At 68.6% G+C, this 25,596-nt stretch carries 27 protein-coding genes; 15 read left to right on the forward strand and 12 right to left on the reverse strand.

What is annotated here, in order from left to right; genetic code table 11:
* Positions 1-85: 85 nt before the first annotated feature.
* The 3 genes from VAE53_RS11045 to VAE53_RS11055 are packed head-to-tail and all read right to left on the reverse strand — an operon-like array spanning position 86 to position 2,247.
* On the reverse strand, positions 86-577 hold the full coding sequence (locus tag VAE53_RS11045; protein WP_322819417.1) for a DinB family protein: 492 nt from the start codon (positions 575-577) through the stop codon (positions 86-88).
* 35 nt (positions 578-612) lie between these two features.
* On the reverse strand, positions 613-801 hold the full coding sequence (locus VAE53_RS11050) for a hypothetical protein (protein ID WP_322819418.1): 189 nt from the start codon (positions 799-801) through the stop codon (positions 613-615).
* Positions 802-807: 6 nt separating this feature from the next.
* Positions 808-2,247, reverse strand: a complete 1,440-nt coding sequence (locus tag VAE53_RS11055) for an NADP-dependent isocitrate dehydrogenase (RefSeq protein ID WP_322819419.1) — start codon at positions 2,245-2,247, stop codon at positions 808-810.
* Between the two features lie 176 nt (positions 2,248-2,423).
* Between VAE53_RS11055 and VAE53_RS11060 the strand changes: the two genes are divergently transcribed.
* From VAE53_RS11060 to VAE53_RS11110, 11 genes are all read left to right on the forward strand, one after another.
* The gene (locus tag VAE53_RS11060) at positions 2,424-3,749 is read left to right on the forward strand and encodes an MFS transporter (protein WP_322819420.1); all 1,326 of its coding nucleotides are present in this window, start codon (positions 2,424-2,426) and stop codon (positions 3,747-3,749) included.
* A gap of 71 nt (positions 3,750-3,820) precedes the next feature.
* Positions 3,821-4,765, forward strand: coding sequence for an LLM class flavin-dependent oxidoreductase (locus tag VAE53_RS11065; protein WP_322819421.1), 945 nt, complete (start codon positions 3,821-3,823; stop codon positions 4,763-4,765).
* A 63-nt stretch (positions 4,766-4,828) separates the two neighbouring features.
* Positions 4,829-5,749: an ABC transporter ATP-binding protein gene (locus VAE53_RS11070; protein WP_322819422.1), complete on the forward strand. Its 921-nt coding sequence runs from the start codon at positions 4,829-4,831 to the stop codon at positions 5,747-5,749.
* On the forward strand, positions 5,736-6,623 hold the full coding sequence (locus VAE53_RS11075) for a hypothetical protein (protein WP_322819423.1): 888 nt from the start codon (positions 5,736-5,738) through the stop codon (positions 6,621-6,623). The genes VAE53_RS11070 and VAE53_RS11075 overlap by 14 nt, the downstream gene beginning before the upstream one ends.
* On the forward strand, positions 6,620-7,546 hold the full coding sequence (locus tag VAE53_RS11080; RefSeq protein ID WP_322819424.1) for an ABC transporter ATP-binding protein: 927 nt from the start codon (positions 6,620-6,622) through the stop codon (positions 7,544-7,546). The genes VAE53_RS11075 and VAE53_RS11080 overlap by 4 nt, the downstream gene beginning before the upstream one ends.
* Positions 7,543-8,280, forward strand: a complete 738-nt coding sequence (locus VAE53_RS11085) for an ABC transporter permease (RefSeq protein ID WP_322819425.1) — start codon at positions 7,543-7,545, stop codon at positions 8,278-8,280. Before VAE53_RS11080 ends, VAE53_RS11085 begins: the two co-directional genes overlap by 4 nt.
* 369 nt (positions 8,281-8,649) lie before the next feature.
* Positions 8,650-9,945, forward strand: coding sequence for a DnaA/Hda family protein (locus VAE53_RS11090; protein ID WP_322819426.1), 1,296 nt, complete (start codon positions 8,650-8,652; stop codon positions 9,943-9,945).
* 44 nt (positions 9,946-9,989) lie between these two features.
* Positions 9,990-10,547, forward strand: coding sequence for a sigma-70 family RNA polymerase sigma factor (locus tag VAE53_RS11095; protein WP_322819427.1), 558 nt, complete (start codon positions 9,990-9,992; stop codon positions 10,545-10,547).
* On the forward strand, positions 10,544-11,275 hold the full coding sequence (locus VAE53_RS11100; RefSeq protein WP_322819428.1) for an anti-sigma factor: 732 nt from the start codon (positions 10,544-10,546) through the stop codon (positions 11,273-11,275). The genes VAE53_RS11095 and VAE53_RS11100 overlap by 4 nt, the downstream gene beginning before the upstream one ends.
* A 96-nt stretch (positions 11,276-11,371) precedes the next feature.
* On the forward strand, positions 11,372-12,010 hold the full coding sequence (lexA, locus tag VAE53_RS11105) for a transcriptional repressor LexA (protein WP_322819429.1): 639 nt from the start codon (positions 11,372-11,374) through the stop codon (positions 12,008-12,010).
* A 52-nt stretch (positions 12,011-12,062) separates the two neighbouring features.
* Positions 12,063-13,049: an ABC transporter ATP-binding protein gene (locus tag VAE53_RS11110; protein WP_322819430.1), complete on the forward strand. Its 987-nt coding sequence runs from the start codon at positions 12,063-12,065 to the stop codon at positions 13,047-13,049.
* Here VAE53_RS11110 and holA read toward each other — a convergent pair.
* From holA to rdgB, 7 genes are all read right to left on the reverse strand, one after another.
* On the reverse strand, positions 13,046-14,176 hold the full coding sequence (gene holA / locus VAE53_RS11115; protein WP_322819431.1) for a DNA polymerase III subunit delta: 1,131 nt from the start codon (positions 14,174-14,176) through the stop codon (positions 13,046-13,048). The two genes, VAE53_RS11110 and holA, sit on opposite strands and share 4 nt — an antisense overlap.
* A gap of 34 nt (positions 14,177-14,210) precedes the next feature.
* On the reverse strand, positions 14,211-15,794 hold the full coding sequence (gene cimA, locus VAE53_RS11120) for a citramalate synthase (RefSeq protein WP_322819432.1): 1,584 nt from the start codon (positions 15,792-15,794) through the stop codon (positions 14,211-14,213).
* Positions 15,795-15,968: 174 nt separating this feature from the next.
* Entirely contained in the window at positions 15,969-16,322 is a 354-nt protein-coding gene (locus VAE53_RS11125; protein ID WP_322819433.1) for a response regulator, read from the reverse strand.
* Positions 16,319-17,005, reverse strand: coding sequence for a histidine kinase dimerization/phospho-acceptor domain-containing protein (locus tag VAE53_RS11130; protein ID WP_322819434.1), 687 nt, complete (start codon positions 17,003-17,005; stop codon positions 16,319-16,321). The genes VAE53_RS11125 and VAE53_RS11130 overlap by 4 nt, the downstream gene beginning before the upstream one ends.
* Before the next feature lie 32 nt (positions 17,006-17,037).
* Positions 17,038-17,955, reverse strand: a complete 918-nt coding sequence (gene lipA, locus VAE53_RS11135; protein WP_322819435.1) for a lipoyl synthase — start codon at positions 17,953-17,955, stop codon at positions 17,038-17,040.
* Positions 17,956-18,000: 45 nt separating this feature from the next.
* Positions 18,001-18,507 carry a hypothetical protein gene (locus VAE53_RS11140; RefSeq protein WP_322819436.1) on the reverse strand — a complete coding sequence of 169 codons (507 nt, stop codon included), beginning with the start codon at positions 18,505-18,507 and terminating at the stop codon, positions 18,001-18,003.
* Positions 18,504-19,097: an RdgB/HAM1 family non-canonical purine NTP pyrophosphatase gene (gene rdgB, locus VAE53_RS11145; protein ID WP_369294050.1), complete on the reverse strand. Its 594-nt coding sequence runs from the start codon at positions 19,095-19,097 to the stop codon at positions 18,504-18,506. Before rdgB ends, VAE53_RS11140 begins: the two co-directional genes overlap by 4 nt.
* A gap of 123 nt (positions 19,098-19,220) precedes the next feature.
* Here rdgB and VAE53_RS11150 point away from each other — a divergent pair, with 123 nt between their 5' ends.
* Positions 19,221-20,261 (forward strand): zinc-binding dehydrogenase, encoded by a 1,041-nt coding sequence (locus VAE53_RS11150; RefSeq protein ID WP_322819438.1) that lies wholly within the window; start codon positions 19,221-19,223, stop codon positions 20,259-20,261.
* 55 nt (positions 20,262-20,316) lie between these two features.
* Positions 20,317-22,035 carry a cation:proton antiporter gene (locus VAE53_RS11155; protein WP_322819439.1) on the forward strand — a complete coding sequence of 573 codons (1,719 nt, stop codon included), beginning with the start codon at positions 20,317-20,319 and terminating at the stop codon, positions 22,033-22,035.
* A gap of 75 nt (positions 22,036-22,110) precedes the next feature.
* Here VAE53_RS11155 and rplL read toward each other — a convergent pair whose 3' ends face one another.
* Positions 22,111-22,509, reverse strand: coding sequence for a 50S ribosomal protein L7/L12 (gene rplL / locus VAE53_RS11160; protein WP_322819440.1), 399 nt, complete (start codon positions 22,507-22,509; stop codon positions 22,111-22,113).
* Between the two features lie 45 nt (positions 22,510-22,554).
* Positions 22,555-23,079, reverse strand: coding sequence for a 50S ribosomal protein L10 (rplJ, locus tag VAE53_RS11165; RefSeq protein ID WP_322819441.1), 525 nt, complete (start codon positions 23,077-23,079; stop codon positions 22,555-22,557).
* A gap of 396 nt (positions 23,080-23,475) precedes the next feature.
* Between rplJ and VAE53_RS11170 the strand changes: the two genes are divergently transcribed.
* Both VAE53_RS11170 and VAE53_RS11175 read left to right on the forward strand, forming a co-directional pair.
* On the forward strand, positions 23,476-24,285 hold the full coding sequence (locus VAE53_RS11170; RefSeq protein WP_322819442.1) for an enoyl-CoA hydratase: 810 nt from the start codon (positions 23,476-23,478) through the stop codon (positions 24,283-24,285).
* Between the two features lie 41 nt (positions 24,286-24,326).
* A partial coding sequence (locus VAE53_RS11175; protein WP_322819443.1) for an MFS transporter occupies positions 24,327-25,596 on the forward strand: 1,270 nt, incomplete at its 3' end.

The raw sequence follows: 25,596 nt of genomic DNA on the forward strand, positions 1-25,596 counted from the left end.
CCGACCCTATCGCCGCCGCCTGCCGCGGCATCGTCGCCGGCTTCGGCTACCGGGCCATCGCCCGCCTGCTCGATACCCTCGCCCCCTAACCAGCGCCGACGTCCCCCAGCTCCGCCCGCAGCGCCCCAACCTGGGCCGCATGCTCCTCCGCGTGGACAGCTCCCCGCCGAACCAGCTCCCCCACCGTCACCTCCACCCCATCGACGATCCCAACCCGCCCGAACGCCGCCCCATCGAACCGCCGCAAGAGCTCCACATTCCCGAACACGAGCGCATCGTAGAGCGCCAGCGCTGCCTCCGGGCTCCGCCACAAATACTGCAGCCGCCGTTTCCACACCCCCTCGTCGAACGACGGCAGCGTTGGCGCCACCTCCGCCGCCAAAACGAAGCGCAGCCGCGCCGCCCGCACCAGTTCGGCGTCGGCCAGGTGCACCAATACATCCCGCACCGACCAGCCACCGCGGCCCGCGCGCGCCATCACCGCCGGGCCGACACCGTTCACCGCCGCCCGCACCAACGACGGACCGCGCGCATATCGCGCGAGCAGATCATCCAGGTCGGCCGGGAGCGGCGGCACTGGCCCATTCTACGGAGCCGGCGCCGCAACACCACTCAGTCCAACAACTCCACCGGCGCAACCCGGTAGCGCAGCCCCGAGCCGAACAGCCGGCACCAGCGCCGGTGAAACTCCGCCGCCTCGGCAGCCGCCCCCGCATCAGCGAAACAGGCGCGCCCAGCCGCGCACCCGCACCACACCTCCTGCCACCCTCGCCGCGTCGCTACCAACACCCGGTACACCACGGCCCATCACTCACCTTGCCCCTTCGAGAAAGCCTCCTCGCCATCGAAGGTGCACAGGTGTTCCGTCTTGATGAAGTCGATACCTGCCCCGGCCAGCCGACCCAGCAACCCCACGATCGCCGCGTGGCTCACCGGGCCGTCCGCCTTGAAGCGGCAGCGCCAATGGTCCGTACAGAACGTCTCCGGCAGCCCCTCCGGCCACACCTTCACGCCCCGATTCGTGATCATCGTCAGGTGCAGACCATCGGCCTCGTGCGCCCGCAGCCGAGCAGCCAGCGCCTCCGGCGTCGCCTCAGGGTCGAAAACGAATACATCAACCCCGATCGTCTCCTTCTTCGCCCGTGGTTGCGGCTTCAGTGCCGGCGGCGTGAACCCGCCCCCCGCCGCATACCGGGCCGGCTTCAGGTGCTGGGGCTCCTGCCCCAGCCGGGCGATCACCGCGTCCGCGAACTCCCGCGTCCCCACCTTCTCCTTGCTCACCGAAGGGTCGTAGATGTCGTACGTGTGGATCCCGTCCTCGATCGTCCGCAGCCACGCATTGTGCACCCGCTCCGCCACCTCCGATTGCCCAATGTGGACGAGCATCATCACCCCGCCCAGCAGCAGCCCCGACGGATTCGCCAGATTCTGACCGGCCCGCCGCGGCGCCGAACCGTGAATCGCCTCGAACATCGCCCCGTGCTCCCCGATGTTCGCCGAACCCGCGAGCCCAACCGACCCTGCAATCTGCGCCGCCACATCGCTCAGAATGTCGCCGTACAGATTCGGCAGCACCACCACATCGAACGCCTCCGGCGTATCCGCCAGCTTCGCCGCCCCGATATCCACAATCCAATGCTCCGCCTCGATCCCCGGGTACTCCGCCGCCACCTCCTCGAACACCTTGTGGAAGAGGCCATCCGTCATCTTCATGATGTTGTCCTTCGTAAAACAGGTGACCTTCTTCCGCCCGTTCATCCGCGCATATTCGAACGCGTACCGAACGATCTTCTCCGTCCCCGGCCGAGTGATGAGCTTCAAGCATTGATACACCTGGTCCGTCTGGCGGTGCTCGATGCCCGCGTAGAGGTCCTCCTCGTTCTCCCGCACGATCACCACATCCATCCCCGGATGCCGCGTCTCGACGAACGGCGCGTACGCCGTGCACGGCCGCACGTTCGCATAGAGACCGAGCGTCTTTCGGACCGTCACGTTCAAGCTCTTGAAGCCGCCACCCTGGGGCGTCGTGATAGGCGCCTTCAAGAACACCCGCGTCCGCCGCAACGACTCCCAAGCCTCCGGCGCGATCCCGGCACTGTACCCCTTCAGATACGCCTGCTCGCCGATCTCGATCTCCTCGATCTCCAGCCCAGCACCAGCCGCCTCCAAAATGCGCAACGTCGCATCCATGATCTCCGGGCCGATCCCGTCGCCCCGCGCCACCGTAATTGGAACCTTCGCCGTCATGCCGAAACACCTCCCAGGTCTACTCCCGCCATCATACACGAAAAATAAGTCGTGAGTTTTTCATCGTATATTGCGTGACCGTCGCGTCACGCAATGGCATCATCCACACACAACCCGCGAACGGTGACGTCTGCCGTGGCCCGTCCCCACCCCGCAACCGCCCCTGCGGTGCGCCCGTGAGCCCTGCCCCCGCGCTAGGCGTACCCCCGGCGCCAAGCTGGCGCCGCAACCTCGTCTTCATCTGGATCGGCGTCTTCGTCGGCCTCATGGGCGCCAACTTCGTCTTCCCCTTCATCCCCTTCTTCATCCAGGAGCTTGGCGTCACCCAAGAATCGCGCGTCGCCTTCTACACCGGCATCACCGCCAGCGCAACCGGGCTCTCCCTCACCCTCACCGCACCCCTCTGGGGCTCCCTCGCCGACCGCTTCGGCCGCAAACCGATGTTCCTCCGTGCACTCATCGGCGCCGGAGTCCTCATCGGCGCCATGGGCATCGCCCAGGCCGTCTGGCAGCTCATCCTCCTCCGTTTCCTCATGGGCGCTTTCGCCGGCACCATGGGGGCCGCCGCCGCCCTCGTCGCCGCCACCACCCCAAAAGAACAGGTCGGCCGTGCACTCGGCACCCTCCAAACCGGCCAATTCACCGCCAATATGCTCGGCCCCGTCATTGGCGGCCTCGTCGCCGCCAACCTCGGGATCCGCGAATCCTTCATCTTCTGCGCTGCCCTTTACGGCATCGCAGCTATCCTCGTCTACCTCTTCGTCCGCGAAATTCCCGTCCAGGCCCACGCCGGCCCCGCCGCCTCCTCCCAACCCCGCAGCGAAGGCAACCTCCTCGAAAACCTCCGCGTCGTCATCCGCGAACGCCAAGTCGTCCTCGTCCTCCTCTTCCTCTTCGTCCTCTGGCTCTCCACCACCTTCGTCCGGCCCGTCATGCCGCTCAGCATCGATGGCTTCGCCGAGCGCACCCCCGGCGAAGGGCGCGTCCACCTCCAGCTCGGCAGCCTCTCCTGGGACATGCGCAAAGAAGCCGCCACCGGCATCGTCTTCGCCGTCATCGGCCTCACCAGCACCATCGCCGCCCTCTCCGTCGCACCCCTCGGCGAAAGGTTCGGCTACCGCAACACCGTCGTCGCCGCCGCGCTCGTCACCGGCATCCTCTACCCCCTCCTCGCCCTCGCCCACAGCCTCCTCGCGTTCATGCTCCTCTTCGGCGCCGTTGGCCTCTTCCAGGGCGCCATGGTCCCCGGAACCAACGCCCTCATCGCCGCCGGCACCCCCGATGGCAAACAGGGAAGCGCCTTTGGCCTCGCCGCCAGCATGCAGTCCATGGCCCTCCTCCTTGGGCCCCTCGGCGGCGGCTTCACCTCCGGCGCCGGCGGCATCGGCGCCGTCTACATCGTCATCGGCATCATCCTTCTGCTCGCCGCCCTCGCAGCCGCCATCCTCATCCGCGAACCCGCCGTCTTCCAAGCGCGCCGCCACCAGGCAGCCGCCAACTGAGCCGCCTTCCTCACCCGCACGCCGCCCGGTAGAGTTCGCACCACCACCCCCCAACCGCGGAGGCCCCACCCGTGCGCAACATCACCGTCGGCGTCCACATCGTCGCTCGCACCGCGCCCGAACTCGTCGAAGGCATCGTCGCCGCCGAGCGAGCCGGAATCCAATGCGCCTGGCTAACCGTCGGCGGACTCGCCCCCGACCCCTTCGCCGTCTTCGGCGCAGCCGCAATCCGCACCAGCCGCATCCACTTCGGCACCAGCATCGTCCCCACCTTCCCGCGCCACCCACTCGCCATGGCCCAGGGCGCCGCCGCCATCGATGCCCTCGCACCCGGACGGCTCCGGCTCGGCGTCGGCCCCAGCCACAAGCCCGTCATCGAAGGCACCTGGGGCATCCCCTTCGAACGCCCGCTCGAACACCTCCGCGAATACCTCACCATCCTCAAGGCCATCCTCGGCACCGGCACCGTCGACTTCCAAGGCCGGCGCCTCACCGCCCGCGGCACCATCGGCGGCCCGACCGGCGTCATCGTCATGGCCTCCGCCCTCCGCGCCAACGGCTTCCGCCTCTGCGGCGAACTCGCCGATGGTGCGATCTCCTGGGTTTGCCCCCTCCCCTACCTGCGCGACGTCGCCGTGCCTGCCATCCGCGCCGGCGCCGAAAAAGCCGGCCGCACCCCTCCACCCCTCATCGCCCACATCCCCGTCGTCGTCTCCGAAAACGCCGAAGCCGTCCGCGAAGGCGCCCGCCGCCAGATCGGCATCTACCCCCGCGTCCCCTTCTACCAGCAGATGTTCGCCGATGCTGGCTTCCCCGAAGCCCTCGAAGGCCAGCTCTCCGACCGCATGATCGATGCCCTCGTTGTCCATGGCAGCGCCGAGGTCGTCAAATCCCGCCTCCGGGAAGCCCCCGCCTACGGCGCCGGCGAAATCCTCGCCATGCCCATCCTCCCGCCCGGCGACCCCGACGCCCTCCCCCGCACCCTCGCCGCCCTCGGCCAACTCGCCGCAGAATAACCACCTCGCACCGAAAACGGCGGCCCCAGCGCCCCAACCGCCAACCTCCCCTACACTCCAACCATGCACGTCATCGAGACGTCCGCGCTCACCCGCCGCTTCGGAGCCATCACCGCCCTCGATGCCCTCGACCTCGCCGTTCCGCCCGGCATCACCGGACTCGTCGGCGCCAACGGCGCCGGCAAGAGCACCCTCATCCGCATCCTCCTCGGCCTCCTCCCCGCCACCAGCGGCACCGCCCACGTCCTCGGCTACAACATCGCCACCCACAGCATCCAACTCCGCCAATACGTCGGCTACATGCCCGAGCACGATTGCCTCCCCGGCGACGTCTCCGCCACCGAATTCGTCGCCCACATGGCGCGCATCAACGGCCTCCCGCGCGACGCCGCCCGCGAACGAACCGCCGAAACCCTCCGCCACGTCGGCCTCTTCGAAGAGCGCTACCGCGAAATCCGCGGCTACTCCACCGGCATGAAACAGCGCGTCAAACTCGCCCAGGCCCTCGTCCACGATCCCCGCCTCCTCTTCCTCGACGAGCCCACCAACGGCCTCGACCCCGCCGGCCGCGACGACATGCTCGACCTCATCCGCCGCACCGGCCACGAATTCGGCATCTCCATCGTCATGGCCTCCCACCTCCTCGGCGAAATCGAGCGCGTTTGCGACCAAGTCATCGTCATCGATGGCGGCCGCCTGCTCCGCCAAGGCCCGATCGCCGACTTCACCGCCGCCACCGGCACCCTCGTCGTCGAAATCGAAGGAGAAGCCGAAGCCCTCGCCGCCGCCCTCCGCTCCGCCGGATTCCGCGTCGAGCACGATGGCCGCCTCCTCCTCATCCCCGCAGGAAACCAAGCCCTCCTCGATGCCATCCGCGACGCCTGCGCCAGCCTCGGCCTCGGCCTCTTCCGCCTCGAACACCGCCGCCAAGCCCTCGAAGACCTCTTCCGCACCCCACAGGAGCCCGCCGTTGGCAGCCGCTGACCCCCGCGCTGGCACCATCTACGACCTCGGCTACCGCGGCTACGAAGGCCCGCGCCGCGGTCGCCCCGCCGCCATCCTCGCCCTCTACACCTTCACCCTCCGCGCCGCCTTCGGCATCGGCCGCCGCCCCACCGCCAAAATCGTCCCCTTCCTCGTCACCACCTTCGCCTTCATCCCCGCCCTCATCCAGCTCGGCGTCGCCGCACTCATCGGCAACCGCGTCGAAATCATCGCCCCGTGGAACTACCTCGGTTTCAGCCAAGTTTCCGTCGCCCTCTTCTGCGCCGGCGTCGCCCCCGAAACATTCGGCCGCGACCTCCGCTACCGCACCCTCGCCCTCTACTTCTCCCGCTCCCTCTATCGCACCGACTACGCCCTCGCAAAATCCGCCGCCTTCATCTCTGCCCTTTCCCTCCTCACCCTCGGTCCCCTCCTCGTCCTCGTCATCGGCAACGGCCTCGCCAGCGAAGACGTCCTCGGGTACATCGCCGATCACTGGCGCGAGCTGCCCCAGTCGCTCGCCGCTGGCCTCCTCATCGCCGCCGTCGCTGGGCTCGGCTCCCTCGCCATCGCCGCCCACACCCCACGCCGAAGCTACGCCACCGTCGCCGTCGCCTCCTGGTTCCTCGTCACCTTCCCCCTCGCCGGCATCCTCGTCGACATCGGCGGCCAAGTCGGCCGCTTCGCCGCCTGGTTCAGCCCCTTCAGCCTCCTCTACGGCGCCGCGCTCGCCATCTTCGCCCGCCAACCAGGCGCCGATTCCATCCAGGGCGCCGCCGACCTCCCCATCGCCAGCTACCTCGCCCTCGCAGCCGTCCACGCTGCCGTCGCCGTCGCGCTCATCCTCCGCCGATTCCAGCGAGTCCCCGCATGACCAGCGCGGCCACCCCAGCCATCCAATTCCGCAACGTCTCCCGCTGGTACGGCAATGTCGTCGCCGTCAACGACGTCACCTTCGACGTCGGCCCCGGAGTCACCGGACTCCTCGGCCCCAACGGCGCCGGCAAATCCACCATCCTCCACATCATGGCCGGCCTCCTGCGGCCCTCCGCCGGCGAAGTACACGTCCTCGGCCAACCCGCCTGGCGCAACCCAAACATCTACCGCCACATCGGCCTCGTCCCCGAGCGAGAAGCCGTCTACAGCTTCCTCACCGGCCGCCAATTCGTCGAACTCGCCGCCCACCTCCACCGCCTCCCCGACCCCGCCCGTGCCGCCGCCCGCGCCATCGACCTCGTCGACATGGCCCCCGCCGCCTCCCGGCCCACCGGCGATTACTCCAAAGGCATGAAACAACGCATCAAAATCGCCGCCGCCCTCGTCCACGACCCCCAAATCCTCATCCTCGACGAACCCTTCAACGGCGCCGATCCCCGCCAGCGCCTCCAGCTCACCGACCTCTTCCGCACCATGGCCCGAGAAGGCCGTACCATCCTCTACTCTTCCCACATCCTCGAAGAAGTCGAACGCCTCGCCGATACCGTCCTCGTCATCGTCGCCGGCCGGCTCGCCGCCTCCGGCGACTTCCGCCAAATCCGCGCCCTCATGACCGACCGCCCCCACACCTTCACCGTTCGCTCCAGCGACGACCGCGCCCTCGCCGCCCACCTCCTCGCTGAGCCGTCCATCCGAGGCGTCGCCCTCGAAGATGGCGTGCTCGAAGTCCGCGCCGACGAGCTCCTCGCCGCCGCCCGCGCCCTGCCAGCCGCAGCACGCCAAGCCGGCGTCACCATCCACGAAGTGCGTCCCACCGACGAATCCCTCGAAAGCGTCTTCAGCTACCTGGTCCGCCGATGAACCTCCCCGTCGCCCGCCTCACCGCCCGCATGCTCCTCGGCCAGCGCCGCACCATCGTCGTCCTCCTCCTCGCGCTCGTCCCCGTCGGCATCGCCCTCCTCTTCCGCCTCTCCGCACCCGACACCGCCGATCCCGAACAGTTCACCAGCCGAGGCCTCCTCGGCGGCATCGTCACCACCACCATCCTCCCGCTCATCTCCCTCATCTTCGCCACCGGCGCCTTCGGCCAGGACATCGAAGACGGAACCGCCGTCTACCTCCTCGCCACGCCCCTCCCCCGCCGTACCATCGTCCTCACGCGCATCGCCGTCGCCTGGCTCGCCGCGGCAGGCTTGCTCGTCCCAGCCACAGCCCTCGCCGGCGCCATCGCCATCCAGAACGGTACCCCCGGCATCGTCGTCGGCTTCACCATCGCCATCGCCGCCGGCAGCCTCGTCTACACCATCGTCTTCACCTGGCTCAGCATCGCCACCAGCCGCGCCCTCGTCGCCGGCTTGCTCTACGTCTTCCTCTGGGAAGGCGCACTCTCCGGCCTCTTCGGCGGCATCCGCTTCCTCTCCATCCGCCAATACACCGCTGGCATCTCCGGCGCCTTCTTCGACCTCCCCGCGAGCATCTACCAGCCCCGCCTCGAGCCCCTCCCCGCCCTCCTCCTCGCCACCGCCGTCGCCGTCCTCTTCCTCGCCCTCGCCGTCCGAAGGCTCCAGCGCCGGGAAATCGGCGAAGCCGCCTGAGCACCACCCTGAACTCCCACCACCCACCGAAAACGAACCCCCGCCAGGCGCCAACCACCCACCCCCTTCACCCCACATTGGTTCACCCCCAAAACGTGAAAAATTCCCGCCCCATTCCCCCGAGGCCTTGCCCATTGGCCCACATTCTGGGCGGCAATCGGGCCGCCGCACATAAACGCCGCCCCACGTGAATCCTTCGCCGCAAGCCCCTCCAGTTCACATAAGAGCGTTGAACAGCACACCCCCCCAGCGTACCCTTCGCCCCTGCCCCCACCGGGGAGTCCCGGGAGATCGGCCCCGGACCACCCAGACACCAACCCTCGCGAACAAAAATCAAACCCCGCCCCCGCGCGGGAGGAAGGAGCGTGTGTGCCGTTGGAACCCGCCGCCACGAGCAGCCAACCCCAGCACCTCAGCCGCTCCTGGCGCGCCATCCTCGGCTGCCTCGAAGTGCAGCTCAACCCCAACACCTTCGCCGCCTGGCTCAAAGGCGCCGAGCCCCGCACCTTCGATGGCCGCACCCTCACCATCGCCACCCCCAACGACATCGCCCGCGATTGGCTCGATACCCGCCTCCGGCCCGCCATCCAGCGCGCCGTCGCCCAAGTCTTCGGCGACGTCGAGGTCGTCATCGTCGGCCCCGGCATCCCCGCCACACCTCCCCCCCAGTGTGGCCCCATCCTCGGAACCACCAACCCAGCCCTCACCTTCGACGCCTACCAGCCATCCGAAGGCAACCTCCTCGCCCTCGCCACCATGCGCGACCTCGCCGCCGCCATCCCCGGCTCCCCAAGCCCCGTCGTCATCTACGGCCCACCCGGGCTCGGCAAAACCCACCTCCTCCACGCCGCCGCCACCGAAGCCAGCCGCGCCGGCCGCGCAGTAGCCTGCCTCGACGCCGCCTCCTTCACCACCCGCTTCGTCGAGGACGTCCGCGGGCGCGGCAGCGGCAACTTCCACGACGCCATCCGCCAAGTCGACCTCCTCCTCCTCGACGACCTCCAGCAGCTCGCCGGACGCCGCGCCACCCAGGAAGCCTTCGCCGGCGCCCTCGATGCCGTCATGCACCGCGGCGGCCACGTCGCCGTCGCCTCCGAACAGCACCCCTTCGACCTCGACCTCCTCGACCGACTCGCATCGCGCCTCGCCCAAGGCATCGTCACCCGCATCGAACCGTTCGACGCCCAAGCCCGCCGCGCCTTCATCGAACGCACCGCCCGCAACCACCGCATCTCCCTCCCCGCATGGGCAGTCGAACGCCTCGCCGCCAGCCCCGCGCCATCCGTCCGCCTCCTCCTCGGCGCCGTCAACCAGGCGATCGCCCTCCAGCGCCTCGGCCGCCTTGACATCGCCCGCCTCGACGAAGCCGTCGCACGCATCGCCATCGCCGAAGCCGCCGGCGCCGAACCCACCCCCAACCTCCTCGAACGTCTCGCCCAAAGCTTCGGCGTCGAACTCGCCGCCCTCACCGGACGCAGCCGCGATGCCCGCGCCACCGAGGCACGCGCCGTCGCCGCCGCCCTCCTCCAAGAGCAAGGTCTCAGCCTCGCCGGCATCGGCAACCTCCTCGGTGGACGCGACAAAAGCACCGTCAGCAACCTCGCACGCCGAGGCCAAGCCCTCCTCGCCCAACAGCCAAACCTCCGCCCCCGCGCCATCGCCTGAACCCCGCGTGATCACCTCCCGCCCGCCCGACGTACCATCCCAACATGAAGGCCCTCACCGACGAGGATGCCATCCGCGCCATCGCCCGCGGCGACGAACGCGCCCTCGCTGCCCTCTACGACCGCTACAGCCGCCCGTGCTACGCCTTCGCCCTCCGCATGCTCGGCTCCGAAACCGACGCCGAAGAAATCACCCAAGAAACCTTCCTCCGTGCCTGGCGGAACGCCGCCACCTACGATCCCGACCGCGCCGGCATCCTCGGATGGCTCCTCGCCATCACCCGCAACCTCTGCATCGACCAGCTCCGCCGTAGGCGCCGCCACCTCCCAGCCGTCACCCTCGACGACGCCCCAGCCCTCCCCGCCGACGACCGAACCGACATCGCCGCCGAGCGCGCCATCGACGCCGAACGCGTCCGAGCCGCCCTCGCCAGCCTCCCAGGCGACCAGCGTTCCGCCATCGAACTCGTCTACTACCATGGACTCACCAGCAACGAAGTCGGCCGACTCCTCGGCGTCCCGCCCCCCACCGTCCGGAGCCGGCTCCGCCTCGGCCTCCTCAAGCTGGCCGGCATCCTCGCCCCGGGAGGAACCAGCCCATGACCCCCGGCAGCCACCCCATCGAATTCCTCCCCGAACTCGCCCTCGGCGTCCTCCCCGAGACAGAAGCCGCGCCCGTCCGACGCCACCTCGAGCAATGCAGCGCCTGCCGCGAAGAGTTCGCCGAGCTTCGACGCGTCGCCGAGCTCCTTCCCCTCGCCGCCGACGCCCCCGGGCCCTCCCCCGCCACCCGTGAAACCCTCCTCCACCGCGCGCGCGCAGAAGCGCCCCGCCAGCCCCTTCCCTCCCCGACCCCGCTCCATTGGGCCGCCCGCATCGCCGCCGCACTCCTCCTCCTCACCGCCGGCGCACTCGGCGGCTGGCTCGCCGCCCGCGACGGCCCCGAAAGCCAGCCAACCTCCGCCATCGCCGCCCGCGATACCCTCCTCGCCACCGCCGCCCGCGGCGAAACCATCCGCGCCAGCGGAAGCGGCAGCACCGGCGTCCGCGCCGACATCATCATGGCACCCGCTGCCGGCATCGCCTTCGCAGCACTCCAAGCCCTCCCACCCGCACCCCCAGGCAGCGTCTACCAAGCCTGGCTCATCCAGGACAACGCACCCCGCCCCGCCGGCCTCCTCGATAGCACAGGCCTGCTCCTCCTCTCCCCAGGCGGCGATCTCCGCACCTTCACCGCCTTCGCCGTCACCGTCGAGCCGGCCGGCGGCTCCCCCGCCCCCACCAGCGACCCACTCGTCGTCGTCCCCTTCGCCCTCGCCGCCCGCCGCTGACCCCGCCCCAAACCCCACCGCCCCGTTCCGAACAGAATTGACGATAAACCCCACAATTTGTTACCGTGCCAGCGAACATCCGTTCGGAAGGCACCGATGAACAACCTCACCCCTCGTCAACAACAAATCCTCGAATTCCTCCGGGCCTTCATCGAAGAACACGACTACCCCCCCTCCATCCGCGACATCCAAGAAGGCTGCCGCATCTCCAGCACCTCCGTCGTCGATTACAACCTGCGCAAACTCGAAGAAAAAGGCTACATCCGCCGCGACCGCGAAATCTCCCGCGGCATCGAACTCCTCGGCTCGCGCGGCCGGCGGCCACGCATCATCGAAGTCCCCCTCCTCGGCACCATTGCCGCAGGCCAACCCATCCCCGTCCCTACCTCCGACCGCTGGGCAGCCGAAGCCCAGGACTACCTCCCCGTCACCGAAGACATGCTCCGCGGCCGGACCAACGTCTTCGCCCTCCGCGTCCGCGGCAAATCCATGATCGAAGACCTCATCGACGACGGCGACATCGTCTTCCTCGAACCAACCCGCCACGCCGACGACGGCGAACGCGTCGCCGTCTGGCTCAAAGACCGCGGCGAAGTCACCCTCAAGCGCATCTACCGCGAAAACGGACGCATCCGCCTCCAGCCCGCCAACAGCACCATGGAACCCATCTACACCACCCCAGAAAACGTCGAAATCCAGGGACGCTTCATCTCCTCCATCCGCCCAAGCGATTAAACTCTCCCCAACGATCACCCGCCGGGGTACCCTCGGCCGCCCACGGGAAACCATGCCTCAGGCCCTCCTCGAGGTGCGCGACCTCTCCGTCGAATACCGCACCCGCGACGCCACCGTCCATGCCGTCACCGGAGTCAGCTTTCGCCTGCAACCCGGCGAGCTTCTCGCCATCGTCGGCGAATCCGGCTCCGGCAAAACCACCGTCGGCATGGCCATCCCGCGCCTCCTCCCCGCCGAAGCCACCCTCTCCGCCACCACCATCGCATTCCGCGGCACCGACCTCCTCACCCTCCACCAGAACGACCTCCGCCGCTACCGCGGCCGCCGCATCGCAATGATCTTCCAGGACCCAGTCGCCGGCCTCAACCCCGTCATCGACATCGGCAGCCAAGTCGCCGAAGCCCTCACCAGCCACCTCGAAATCGACCGCAAAGAAGCCCGGCGGCGCGCCATCGAACTCCTCTACCGCGTCGGCCTCGCCGAGCCCGAGCGCGTCGCCCGCGCCTACCCCTTCCAACTCTCCGGCGGCATGTGCCAACGCGTCATGATCGGCATCGCAACCGCACTCGACCCCGAGCTCCTCATCGCCGACGAGCCCACCAGCGCCCTCGACGTCACCGTCCAAGCCCAGATCCTCTACCAGCTCCAACGCCTCCGCCAGGAAAGCGGCACCGCCGTCCTCCTCATCACCCACGACTTCGGCGTCGTCGCCCAAGTCGCCGATCGCGTCGCCGTCATGTACGCCGGCCACATCGTCGAAGAAGGCCCCGTCCGCGAACTCCTCAAACAGCCGCTCCACCCCTACAGCCACGCCCTCCTCGCCACCCTTCCCCGCATCGATGGCGCCAACACCCACCTCCGCCAAATCGCCGGCCAGCCGCCCGAACTCACCCAGCCAGCGCAGCACTGCCCCTTCCTCCCACGCTGCCCCAAGGCGCTCAACCGCTGCCGAGAAGAACCTCCCCCCCAGCTCCACCAGCCCACCGGAGCCACCCACCACGTCGCCTGCTACAACCCCGTCTGGCAGGCCGGCGACTAGCCGCCCGAGCCCCGCTGCCCCCGCCGCCCCGCCACCATCGGACCCCGAACCGGCGCCAGCCGCGCCAGCCCCGCGAACGCCACCTCCAACGCCAAATCCTCGTCGACCTCGTTCCGCTTGAACGCCCGGTCCGCCTCCACCAGGATCGCGAACGCCTCCCGCACACCCGCCGTGCCGTGCCGGCGCGCCCGCTCCATGGCCGCCTTCTTCAGCCGCGGAAAACGCGCCACATTGCCCAAGAGCCGGTCGATCTCCTCCTCTGGCGCACCATCCTCCAAAAGCCCCGCCAGCGCACCCAGCGTACGGTATCGCTCCAACACCCCACCCAACACCGCCTGCTGCGCCTCACCCCGCACCAGCCGCAACCGCAGCATCTCCAGCGCCGTCCCCAAATCCCCATCCATCAACGCATCCACCATCCGAAAATGATCAGGCTCCCGCTCCCCAGCACAGACCCGCATCACATCGAGCACCGTCGCCTCCCGACCCATCGACCAAAGCGCCAGCTTGTCCAGCTCGTTGCCGATCAGCAACGTATTCCCGCCCAACAGATTCGCCAGCAACACCACCGGATCCGACTCCGGCGGTGGCTCCTCTCCCGGCAGCAGCGCCTCTCGTGGCGGCGGCCCGGCTCGAAACCGAATGCCACGGACGGCCGCCTCCTCACGGATATAGCGCACCCGCTCCTCCCCCCTCAGCTCCGGGTAGTGCTCCACCTTCGCGCCCGGGACCTTCTTCAACAGCTGCACCAGCGGATTCGCATCCGTCACCTGGCGCCGTTGCTGCTCCGCCAAGAACGGCCTCCCCACGAACACGATCAGCGACGTCGGCGGCACCCCCTCCAGCATCCCCGCGAAATCCGCCCAGCCCGCCGGCGCGCGCGAGCCCCGCACCCCGCCCCGCGGCTCGTAGCGCGCCAACACATTCTCCACCACCACCAGACGCAACGGCGCCAGAAACGGCGGCGCCATCGCCGGCGCAATCACCTCGTCCGGTCGCGCGTCCCGGCCCTCGATCTCCGCGAGATTGTTCACGAGCATGCCCGTCCCGCCGTCGGCCTGCTCCTTCAACTCGCGCAACCGGCGCCGGATAGCCGCCTCGTCGCCACCGTAGAGCAGCAGAATCACGCGCCCAAGCCTACCCCACCCATCGCCGCGCCGCTCACCCCTCCGTCGTCAGCGCATACTCCAGCGCATCCGCCAGCGCCAGCCAGCTCGCCTCGATAATGTCCGTCGAGGAGCCCACCGTCGTCCAGTGCCGCGAACCGTCCGTGCTCTCGATCAGCACCCGCACCCGCGCACCCGTCGCCGACTGGCTGTCCAAGATGCGCACCTTGTAATCCACCAACTTCACCTGCTCCAGCTGCGGGAACCGCGGATTCAGCGCCTTGCGCACCGCCCCGTCCAGCGCATTCACCGGCCCGTTCCCCTCGTGCGCCGTGTGGATCGTCTCGCCATCGATGCTCAGCTTCACCATCGCCTCGGCCAGCATCTCGTTCGCCCCATCGCCCTTCCGCACCCGCCGTCGCTCCACGATCACGAAATCCTCGAGCTCGAACGGCGGCCTATAGCCCGGCAAACTTCGCCGCACCAGCATCTCGAAGCTCGCCTCCGCGCCCTCGTACTGGTAGCCCTGCGCCTCCCGCTCCTTCACCACCTCCAAAAGCCGCTTCACCTCCTCCTGCGAGAGGAAGTCCAGCCCCGCCTCCTTCAACTTCATCAGCAAATTGCGTTGCCCCGAAAGCTCCGAAACCAACACCCGCGAACGATTCCCCACCAACCCCGGATCCACATGCTGGTACGCCCGTTCGTCCTTGATGATCCCCGCCACGTGGTAGCCGGCCTTGTGCGCAAACGCCGAAGACCCCACATACGGCGTCTGCGGATTCAGCGCCATGTTCGCCAGCTCGGCCACGTAGTTCGCCACCTCCGTCAGTCGCGCCAGCTGCTCGTCCTCCAGCACATCGATGCCGTACTTCAGCTTCAGATTCGCCGCCACCGTCAGAATATCCGCATTCCCACACCGCTCCCCGTAACCGTTCACGCAGCCCTGCACCTGCCAGACACCCGCCTCCACCGCGTGGAGCGAATTTGCCACCGCCAGCCCCGCATCGTTGTGGAGGTGAATGCCCAAGCGCGCATCCCGCACCCGCTCCTGCACCGCCTCGATAGCGCGCAGCATCGCCCGCGTCGTCATCCCCCCGTTCGTGTCGCACAGCACCAGCGCGTCCGCGCCCGCCCGGGCCGCCGTCACGAGACACTGGAGCGAATAATCCGGGTCGCCGTAAAAACCATCGAAAAAGTGCTCAGCATCGAAGAACACCGTCTTCCCGAGCTGCTTGAAGTAGCGGACCGTGTCCGCGATCATCGCCAAATTCTCTTCCGGCGTCGTCTCCAGAATGTCCGTCACCTGGTAAAGGCTCGCCTTCCCCACCAGCGTCACGCCCGGCGTGTCCGCCGCCACCATACTCTGGATGTTCGCATCCGCCTCGCACGTCGTATTCGGCTTCCGCGTGCCGCCGAAGGCACTCACCTTCGCGTGGCGCAGCCGCACCTCTCGGAGCCTCCGGAAATACTCCGCATCCTTCGGGTTCGAGCCGGGGAAGCCCCCCTCGATCCATTCGAAGCCCAGCTCGTCGAGCTTCTTCGTGATCCGGATCTTGTCCTCCACCGAAAGCGAAATCCCCTCCATCTGCGAACCATCGCGGAGAGTCGTGTCGTACAACTGAACCCGGTCGGTGGGCATACGAATTCCTTTCTCCAACAGCGAACGATCGAAAACTCGGGCGCGGAACAGGGGCGTTGGGAAAGGTGCGCTAAATCGCACCCCCGCGCGATTCACGCGGGGTTCTTCTCACCTGCAGCTGCGTCGCCAGCTTCACGAACCTCATCCTACCACGCCTCCCCCGCCGCCCCGCAATCAAGCCACGAACGAATCCACCATCCGTTCCAGCTCGTTCAAATCGAACGGCTTCGGTAGCACCGTCGCCACCCGCTGCGATCGCGGGTCGTCGGCCTCCAACATCCCCTCGCCCGTCATCAACACCACCGGCGGCCCCGGCTTCGAAGCCGCCTCGATCGCCGCAACCACACGCATCCCGTCCCCATCCGCCAGGTGGAGATCCAGCAACACCAGGTCGAACCGCTCCCTTTCGAGCAGCGCGACAGCCTCCGCCCCCGAGGAACACCACGTCACCTCGTGGCCGTTGTTCACCAGCACCTGGCGAATAAGGCGCGAAATCGTCCGCTCGTCTTCAGCGAGCAGAATCCTCATCGCGGGTCACCACCTCCGCCGCCACCCGCATCGCCCAGCGGCAGCGTCACCGCCACCCGGGCGAAGCGTTCGCGACGCTCGCAGTGTACGGACCCGCCCATCGTTACGACAAGCTGTCGGCCCCGAAAGTAGGAAAATCCCGCATCCGCCGCCACCGGCCGCACCTCGCCCCTCGGCTCGCCGCTCCAAAACTCGAGCCGAACACGCACCCCATCCAAGCGCGGCACGAGCCGCACCGTCCCGCTCCCATCCCCCATCCGGTTCACCGACCGCGCGATGCCCGCCAGCGCCCGCACCAGCCGCGCCGCATCCCACGGCCCCTCCAGCGCCGGCACCGGCGCCGCCAACTCCATCGCCGGCTGCCCACCCAGCATCTCGCCCGCCGCAGCCACCGCCGCCCGGAGATCGCACGGCCCGGGCGCAAGCTGCACCTTCCCGCGTTCCAACCGCGACATCTCCTGCAGCTCATCCGCCAGCAGCTGCAGGTCATCCACCGAGGCAAGGAGCATCTCCGCCAACTCTCGGTCCAACAGCAGCCCGCCATCCGCATCCGCCCCCCGGCGCGCCAACTCGATAACCATCCGGATCGACGTCAACGGCGTCCGGATCTCGTGGGCGAACGCCCCCATCGCCTCCCGGCGAAGCACCTCGGTCCCAGGCTCGGGCGGCCACTCCTCGGGCATCGATCCCCCCGGACAGGGCGCAACGGCGCCGTTCACTCCCCCCGGCGCTCCCGAGGGGTGAGCGCGATCATACCCCCCTCCGCGGTGTCGCGCCGCGCCGCCACCGCCTGCTCCTCCGCGTGGTACGAACTCCGCACCAGCGGCCCCGCCTCCACATGGCGGAACCCCATCCCCAGCGCAGCCGCCTTCAACTCCTCGAACTCCCCCGGCTCGTAGTATCGCCGCACCGGCAGATGCGCAGGCGTTGGCCGCAAATACTGGCCCACCGTCAGGACATCCACCCCGTTCGCCACCAGATCGCGGAACACCTCGTACAGCTCCTCCACCCGCTCACCGAGGCCCACCATCACCCCGCTCTTCGTCACCACCCCAGGATCCAGCTCCTTCGCCCGCCGCAACACCCGCAACGAGCGCTCGTAGACCGCCTGCGGCCGCACCTCGCGGTAGAGCCGCGGCACCGTCTCCATATTGTGGTTCAAAATCTCCGGCTCCGCCGCCATCACCACCGCCAACGCCGCCTCGTCGCCCTTGAAGTCCGGAATCAACACCTCGAACGTCGTCCCCGGCGAAAGCCGCCTCCCCCACCGGATCGTCTCCGCGAACATCCGCGCCCCACCGTCCGGCAGCTCGTCCCGATTCACACTCGTGATCACCGCATGCCGCAGCCCCATCCGCCGAATCGCGAGCGCCACACGCCGCGGCTCGTCCGTATCCAGCACACCAGGCCGTCCCGTCTTCACCGCGCAAAATCCGCACGAGCGCGTGCACGTATCCCCCAAAATCATGAACGTCGCCGTCCCCCGGCCCCAGCACTCCCCGATGTTCGGACAGCGCGCCTCCTCGCAAACCGTATGCAGCTCGCTCTCCCGCATCAACGCCAGCAGCTCCCCGAACCGCTCCGATGCCGGGAAGCGAACCTTCAGCCAGGGAGGACGTGGCAACGATTCCATCCCCACGAGCGTAGCACGCCCGCCAAGCCCCACGTGCCAGTCCGCTCACGGCGAGGCGTTCGCCGCCGCCGTCACCGCCTCCAGGCGGGCATCCACCCCCCGATACCAAGCGCGATACTCCGACACATTCCGCGTCCGCACCGCCTCGCGCCCGGCCTCCGTATGCCCGATCAGCGCATCCAGGGCGGCATCCACGTTCGCCTTCCAACTCGCCAGCCGCTCGTTCGGCGCCCCCATCGCCCGCAGCTCCCGCGCCAGGCAAATCGTCCGGTCGGCGTACGCCGCAAAATCCGGCCGAAACCCCTCGCGACGGAAAAACGTGTCCGTCGGGTACACCTCGCGAAGCCGTTCCCGCTCCTCCACGATCTGGAGCGCGCCCGTCCTCACCACCGCCACGAACGCTTGCTCCGGCCTCGCTCCCGGATTCGCCCGGCTCGACCCTCCCGCCCCCGGCGAAGGGCAGACCGTCTCGCTCGGGAAATTCGCATCCGGCGTGCCACAGGCCGCCAACGCCAGCCCCAGCGCCAGCGCCATCCCCAGCACTCCCCTCACCCGACCTCCTTCGCCAACCAGGCAAGCGCAGCTCGCACCGCCTTCCCCCGGTGGCTCACCGCATCCTTCTCCTCGTCGCTCAGCTCCGCCTGCGTCCGCCCATCCTCCAACACGAAAACCGGGTCATAGCCGAAGCCGCCCGAACCGCGCGGCCCCAGCCCGATCCGCCCCTCCTCCACACCCTCGAACGTCACCGGAGCCCGCCCCTCCCGCTCCGGCCAAGCCAGCGCCACCACCGCCCGATAGCGAGCCGTCCGCTCTTCCTCGGGCACCCCTGCCAGCTCCTCCAGCAACCTCCGCGTGCGCCCCGCATCGTCCAGCCCCGGCCCACCGAAACGCGCCGAATACATCCCCGGACCGCCTCCCAGCGCATCGACCTCGAGACCCGAGTCGTCGGCCAAGGCAAGCATCCCCGTCGCCTCCGCGCACGCCCGAGCCTTCTTCACCGCATTCTCAGCATAACTACCGCCATCCTCCTCCACCTCGAACGCCACACCCAGCGCGCCGGGCGTCGTAACCTCGTAACCGGCAGGTTCGATCAGCCGCCGCAGCTCCCGCACCTTCCCCGGATTGTTCGTCGCCAGCACCATGCGGCGCCCACCGCCAACGTTCCTCACACCGAAAAGTGTCGGGCACGTCCCCACCGCCCGGCAATCCCGTCGCCCCCTGTGGTACATTCCCGCGCACGACCCTTCGCACGAGGCAAACCATTCATGCGCGCCATGGTGCTCCGCGGCAAAACCCTCGCCATCGAAACCCTCGCCACACCCGAGCCAGGCCCCGGCCAAGTCCTCGCCCGCGTCCTCGCCTGCGGCATCTGCGGCTCCGACCTCCACGCCGCAAAATACCTCGACGACATGATCGCCGCCGCCCGCCGAAGCGGATCCACCCAGTGGGACGAAGCGGTCGCAACCTCCGGCATCGTCATGGGCCATGAATTCGTCGCCGAAATCGTCCGCCCCGGGCCCGGCGCCGAAGCCTGGCAGCCCGGCACCCGCGTCACCTCCATCCCCGTCCTCCTCGACCCCACCGCGCCCAACGGCCTCGCCGCCATCGGCTACAGCGCAACCTACCCCGGCGCGTACGGCGAGTACGTCCTCATGAGCGCGCCCCTCCTCCTCCCCGTTCCCGAAGGCCTCCCCGACGAAGTCGCCGCCACCACCGAGCCCTGCGCCGTCGGCCTCCACGCCGTCCGCGAAGCCAACATGCAGCCCGGCCAAGCAGCGCTCGTCATGGGCGCCGGCCCGATCGGGCTCATGACCCTCCTCTGGCTCCGACACGAAGGCGTCGCGCCCATCGCAGTCACCGAACTCTCCCCCGAGCGGCGCGAACTCGCCCGCCAGCTCGGCGCCGACCTCGTCATCGACCCCCGCACGACACCAGTCCTCGAAGCCTGGCAGCAGGCAGTCCGAACCCCCGCACCCCCCGTTGTTTTCGAATGCATCGGCGTCGAAGGCACCCTCCAGCAAGCCATGGAACTCGTCGACCGCATGGGTCGCGTCATCGTCGTCGGCGTCTGCATGCAGGAAGACCGGATCCTGCCCCTCGTCGCCATCAACAAGCAGCTCACCCTGAAGTTCGTCCTCGGGTACACCCCAGCCGAATACGCCGAGGCGCTCGAAGCCCTCGGCAAGGGCACCATCGATACCTCCCCCATGATCTCCCGCATCATCGGCCTCGACGATCTCCCCACCGCGTTCACCGCCCTCGCCGACCCCAAGGACTGCAAAATCATCGTCGCACCCAGCCGCTAGCCCAGCCCCGCCCCTGGCCGCCCCTCAGGGCGGGCTGCTAGGCTACACCTCCCCAGTGCAGGACTTCTCGCTCATCACCGCCATTGCGATAGCCCTCGGCCTCGCCACCGCCGGGGGCTTTCTCGCGCGGGCAGTCCACCTCTCCCCCGTCATCGGCTACCTGCTCGCCGGCTTCCTCATCTCGCCCGTCACGCCCGGCTACCGCGCCGATCCAGCCGCCATCCAGCAGCTCGCCAACATCGGCGTCATCTTCCTCATGTTCGGCGTCGGCCTCCACTTCAACCTCCGCGATCTCCTCGCCGTCCGAACGATCGCCATCCCCGGTGCCATCGTCCAAGTCATCGCCGCTTCCAGCGTCGGGACTGGCATCGGGCTCGCCTTCGGCCTCCCCCTGCGCGATTCCCTCGTCCTCGGCCTCGCCATCAGCATCGCCTCCACCATCATCCTCATCCGCTCCCTCGAAGACCGCGGCCTGCTCGGCACCATCCACGCCCGCGTCGTCATCGGCTGGCTCATCGCCCAGGACATCATCACCGTCGTCGTCCTCGCCATCATGCCCTCCCTCGGCGACCACGCCGAGGGCCCGCCCTGGCAATCCCTCGCCCTCGCCCTCGCGCGCGGCGCCCTCTTCGTCGCCCTCATGCTCCTCATCGGCGCACGCCTCCTTCCCCGCATCCTCTCCCTCGTCGCCCGGACAGGCTCCCGCGAACTCTTCGTCCTCGCCTTCGTCGCCACCGCCCTCGGCATCGCCACCAGCGCCGCCGCCTTCGGCCTCTCCATCGCCCTCGGCGCCTTCATCGCCGGCGTCGCCGTCTCCGAAACCGAAACCTCCCACCAGGTCGCCGCCGATGTCGTCCCACTCCGCGACGCCTTCGCCGTCCTCTTCTTCGTCTCCGTCGGCATGCTCCTCGACCCCGACGCCGCCCGCGCCAACCCCGGGCTCTTCCTCGCCATCCTCGCCGCCGTCCTCTTCGTCAACGCCGCCATCGCGTTCGCCGTCGCCGCCGTATTCCCCTTCCCAGGGCGCACCGCCCTCGTCGTCGGCGCCGGACTCGCCCAACTCGGCGAATTCACCTTCATCGTCGGATCCGAAGGCATGCGCGAAGGCCTCATGTCCGAGCAGACCTACGCCATCGTCCTCCTCGTCGCCGCCATCTCCATCATCCTCAACCCGGTCGCCTTCTCCACCCTCGGCACCCTCGAACGCATCCTCCGGCAGCTCGGCCCCATCTGGCGATTCGTCGACCGCCAAGGCGAAATCCCCGAGCCCCAAGTGCCGCGCTCCGGCCACGTCGTCATCATCGGGTACGGACGCGTCGGAGAGCTCACCGGCCACGCCCTCGGCCAGCTCGAAATCCCCTTCGTCGTCGTCGAAGTCAACCTCGACCGCGCCCGCGCACTCAACGCAGCCGGCATCCCCGCCATCTGGGGCGATGCCGGCACCCGCGAAGTCCTCGAACGCTGCCTCATCCAACACGCCCGCGCCGTCTGCATCACCGTCCCCGACGAAAGCACCGCCTTCGTCGCCACCGCCACCGCACGCTCCCTCAATCCCGCCGTCCCCATCCTCGTCCGCGCCCGCACCGGCGGCGAAATCCCCCTCCTCCGCGAGCTCGGCGCCAACGAAGTCGTCGTCCCCGAATACGAAGGCGGCCTCGAAATCATGCGCCAGGCACTCGTCGCGCTCGGCTTCGACCCCCAAGAAGCACTCCACCTGAGCAACGCCGTTCGCGACATCCACTACCAAGCCGAGGCCTTCGACCACCCCATCTGAACCACGCCCACCCAACGCAAACGGGCCCGGCCGGGAATCCGGCCAGGCCCGCGACATCGCCCCGAAGAGCCAGGCTTACTCGATCTCGACGACCGCCCCCGCCTCCGTCAGCTTCGCCTTGATCTGCTCCGCCTCCTCCTTGCCGATGCCCTCCTTCACCTTCGTCGGCGCAGCCTCCACCAGGTCCTTCGCCTCCTTCAGGCCAAGGCCGCTGATCACCTCGCGGATCGCCTTGATGACATTGATCTTGTTGTCCCCGAAGCTCTTGAGAATGACGTTGAATTCCGTCTTCTCCTCCTCGGCCGCGGCCGCCGCCGGAGCGCCCCCGGCCGCCGGCACCGCGCCCGCCGCCACCACCATCGGGGCAGCCGCCGTGATGCCGAACTCCTCCTCGATCGCCTTGTTCAGATCGCGCAGCTCGAGGATCGTCATCCCCTTGATGATTTCCAGAACCTCTTCAACCTTCGAAGCCATTCGTCGTACCTCCTTGTTTATGCAGCAATGGTCCAGCCGGCGGCCTCACGCCGACTCCAGCTGATTGGCCCGGGCATCGATCAGCCCGGCGAAATTCCGAATCGTCGATTGCAGCAGCCCCGAGAACTGGTACAGCGGCGACTGCAGCTTGCTCACCACATCCGCGATGAGCTGCTCCTTCGGCGGCATCGTCGCCAGGCTTTCCACCTCCGCCCGCGTCAGCACCCGCCCCTCCAGCCAGCCACCATGCAGCTCCACGTTCAGGCGCTTGCTGCGTAGGTGCTCCGTCAGCGCCTTCACCGGCCCGATCGGATCCTCGAAGCCGAACACCAGCGCGGTCGGCCCCTTCACGATCTCCGCCATCTCGGCCCGGCCAGCCTCCTTCGCCGCCATCGCCGCAAGCGTGTTCTTCACGACCTTCACTTCTGCGCCCACTGGGCGAAGCGCCCGGCGAAGCTCCGTGATCTGCGCGACTGTCAGCCCACGATAGTCCGCGCTCACCGCAACCGAAGCCCGCTCCATGCGGTCCCTCACCTCGGCGAGCATCGCGACCTTCCGTGGAGTCGGCATACGCCCCTCCTTTCGTCCTGGTGGCGGGCTCCAGCCCGCCGCGTGCTCCGCCCTCGACCGCACCCCAAAAACGAAAAACCCTGCCGCCGGGCAGGGACACCACGCGCACACCGACTCACCGCGTCGGCATCACGCATATCTCCGCCTCGGCAGGCGCCTTTCGGCATTCTCCCCACGCCCCAGCGGGCGCGTCGCATACGGGACCTGCGGTCTCAGGCTCTTCGACTGTCATCCATACCCTATCCGCATCCCCACCAACAGACAATCCCACCACCAGCAGCACCCTCCCCGAGCGCCGTCGCGCCGCCCGCACCGCGCCCGTCCACATCGCACCCTCCCAACCCCCAGCGCTACCCCGTACAATCCCAGCACTGCCATCCCCAAGGAGCCCCTCGCATGTCCGACGTCGTCCTCACCGCCACCGAAGATGCCGTTCGCATCATCACCCTCAACCGCCCCGAATCGCTCAACGCCATGACGCCCGAAATGCTCGATACCCTCACCCGCGCCGCCGCCGAAGCCGCCGCCGACCCCCAGGTCCGTTGCGTCGTCATCACCGGTGCGGGCCGCGGCTTCTGCGCCGGCGGCGACGTCAAAGCCATGGCCGCATCCAACGAACGCACCAGCGCGGGCAACGGTGGCGGCGGCCTCGTCTCTCGCGTCGACGTCCTCCGCCAGCAAGAAGAAGTCTCCCGCCTCCTCCACGAAATGCCCAAGCCCACCATCGCCGCCGTCAACGGCGTCGCCGCCGGCGCCGGGCTCAGCCTCGCCCTCGCCGCCGACCTCCGCATCGCCAGCGACCAAGCCCGTTTCACCACCGCCTTCGCCAAAGTCGGATTCAGCGGCGACTTCGGCGGCACCTGGCTCCTCCAGCGCCTCGTCGGCCCCATGCGCGCCCGCGAACTCTACTTCCTCTCCGAAATCCTCGACGCCCAACGCGCCCTCGAGCTCGGCATCGTCACCAAGGTCGTCCCCCACGAACAGTTCTGGCCCGAAACCATCGCCCTCGCAAAGCGGCTCGCCAGCGGCCCCACCCTCGCCTACGGACGTATGAAAGACAACTTCGTCTACGGCGAAACCAACACCTTCGCCGATACCCTCACCCGCGAAGCCGAAAACATGATCGCCAGCGGCCAGACCGAAGACCATCGCAACGCCGCCCGAGCCTTCGTCGAAAAACGCGAACCCATCTTCCACGGCCGCTAGGCCGCGCGCGGCCTCCCGCCGAATTCGTTAAAGTACATCGAATGGAAGCACCGGCCCCGGCCCGGCACCCGCCCGCCGCCCGCATCCTCCCGTCCGGCTGGTTCTACGGCTGGTACATCGCCATCGGTTGCGCCGCCCTCATGGTCGTCGGCGTCGGCGTCGGCTACTACGGCCTGCCCATCTTCCTCAAACCCCTCAAGGACGCCCACGGCTGGTCCACCGCCCAGGTCTCCTGGGCACCAGCCATCTACTTCTGCGTCTCTGGCCTCACCGCCGCCATAGTCGGCCCCTATGTCGACCGCTACGGCCCCCTCCGCTTCATGCTCATCGGCAGCATCATCAATGGCCTCAGCGCCGCCCTCATCGGCCTCGTCAACGAACTCTGGCAACTCTACCTCGTCTACCTCGTCTTCGCCGTCGCCTTCGGCATGTCGAGCAACATCGCCGTCAACGCCATCCTCACCCGCTGGTTCGTTCGCCGCCGTGCGCTCGCCATGAGCATCTCCTTCACCGGCGTCTCGCTCGGCGGCGTCATCCTCGCACCCGTCGCCTCCCGCCTCATCGATGTCGGCGGCCTCGAACTCGCCACCCCCATCCTCGGCGCACTCGTCATCATCGTCTCCCTGCCCGTCGTGCTCGGCGTCATCGTCTTCGACCCGCGCCAGATGGGCCTCCTCCCCGATGGCGACAGCGCCGAAACCCCCCCGCCCCCAGCCCAGCGCGCCGTCCTCGATGCCCAGCTCCGCCCCTGGACCCGCGCCCAAGCCATCCGCACCCCCAGCTTCTGGGCCATCCTCCTCGCCTTCCTCCTCGTCCTCGTCGCCCAGACCGGCTACGTCGTCCACCAAGTCACCTTCCTCGAAGACCGCCTCGGCTCCCGCAGCGAGGCCGCCCTCACCATCTCCGTCACCGCCTTCGGCTCCATCGTCGCCCGCCTCGCCGTCGGCATCTTCGCCGACAACGTCGACCGCCGATGGCTCGCCATCGTCCTCTTCATCGTCCAGGCCACCGCCATCATGATCATCGCCCACACCGAAAACGTGCCCGCCACCTGGGCCCTCACCCTCGTCTTCGGCTTCACCATCGGCAACGTCTACATGATGCAGTCACTCCTCGTCGGCGAAATCTTCGGCATGGTCTCCTTCGGTACCGTCTTCGGGCTCATCTCGCTCGCCGGCCAAGTCGGCAGCGGCCTCGGCCCCATCGGCGTCGGCATCCTCCACGATGCCACCGACGGCTACACCGTCCCCTTCACCATCACCGCCATCCTCACCTACGCCGCCGCCGTCGCCGTCTTCTTCGCCCGGCCCG

This window comes from Tepidiforma sp., assembly GCF_034432735.1.
Classification (GTDB): Bacteria; Chloroflexota; Dehalococcoidia; order Tepidiformales; family Tepidiformaceae; genus Tepidiforma.

Coding starts and splice junctions, on each gene's coding strand:
- rplJ (WP_322819441.1), bottom strand. CDS start 23,079: ATGCCGACTCCACGGAAGGTCGCGATGCTCGCCGAGGTGAGGGACCGC.
- VAE53_RS11055 (WP_322819419.1), bottom strand. CDS start 2,247: ATGACGGCGAAGGTTCCAATTACGGTGGCGCGGGGCGACGGGATCGGC.
- VAE53_RS11130 (WP_322819434.1), bottom strand. CDS start 17,005: ATGCCCGAGGAGTGGCCGCCCGAGCCTGGGACCGAGGTGCTTCGCCGG.
- VAE53_RS11170 (WP_322819442.1), top strand. CDS start 23,476: ATGTCCGACGTCGTCCTCACCGCCACCGAAGATGCCGTTCGCATCATC.
- VAE53_RS11080 (WP_322819424.1), top strand. CDS start 6,620: ATGACCAGCGCGGCCACCCCAGCCATCCAATTCCGCAACGTCTCCCGC.
- VAE53_RS11110 (WP_322819430.1), top strand. CDS start 12,063: ATGCCTCAGGCCCTCCTCGAGGTGCGCGACCTCTCCGTCGAATACCGC.
- rdgB (WP_369294050.1), bottom strand. CDS start 19,097: ATGGTGCTGGCGACGAACAATCCGGGGAAGGTGCGGGAGCTGCGGCGG.
- VAE53_RS11125 (WP_322819433.1), bottom strand. CDS start 16,322: ATGAGGATTCTGCTCGCTGAAGACGAGCGGACGATTTCGCGCCTTATT.
- VAE53_RS11095 (WP_322819427.1), top strand. CDS start 9,990: ATGAAGGCCCTCACCGACGAGGATGCCATCCGCGCCATCGCCCGCGGC.
- rplL (WP_322819440.1), bottom strand. CDS start 22,509: ATGGCTTCGAAGGTTGAAGAGGTTCTGGAAATCATCAAGGGGATGACG.
- VAE53_RS11150 (WP_322819438.1), top strand. CDS start 19,221: ATGCGCGCCATGGTGCTCCGCGGCAAAACCCTCGCCATCGAAACCCTC.
- VAE53_RS11070 (WP_322819422.1), top strand. CDS start 4,829: ATGCACGTCATCGAGACGTCCGCGCTCACCCGCCGCTTCGGAGCCATC.
- VAE53_RS11085 (WP_322819425.1), top strand. CDS start 7,543: ATGAACCTCCCCGTCGCCCGCCTCACCGCCCGCATGCTCCTCGGCCAG.
- lexA (WP_322819429.1), top strand. CDS start 11,372: ATGAACAACCTCACCCCTCGTCAACAACAAATCCTCGAATTCCTCCGG.
- lipA (WP_322819435.1), bottom strand. CDS start 17,955: ATGGAATCGTTGCCACGTCCTCCCTGGCTGAAGGTTCGCTTCCCGGCA.
- VAE53_RS11100 (WP_322819428.1), top strand. CDS start 10,544: ATGACCCCCGGCAGCCACCCCATCGAATTCCTCCCCGAACTCGCCCTC.
- cimA (WP_322819432.1), bottom strand. CDS start 15,794: ATGCCCACCGACCGGGTTCAGTTGTACGACACGACTCTCCGCGATGGT.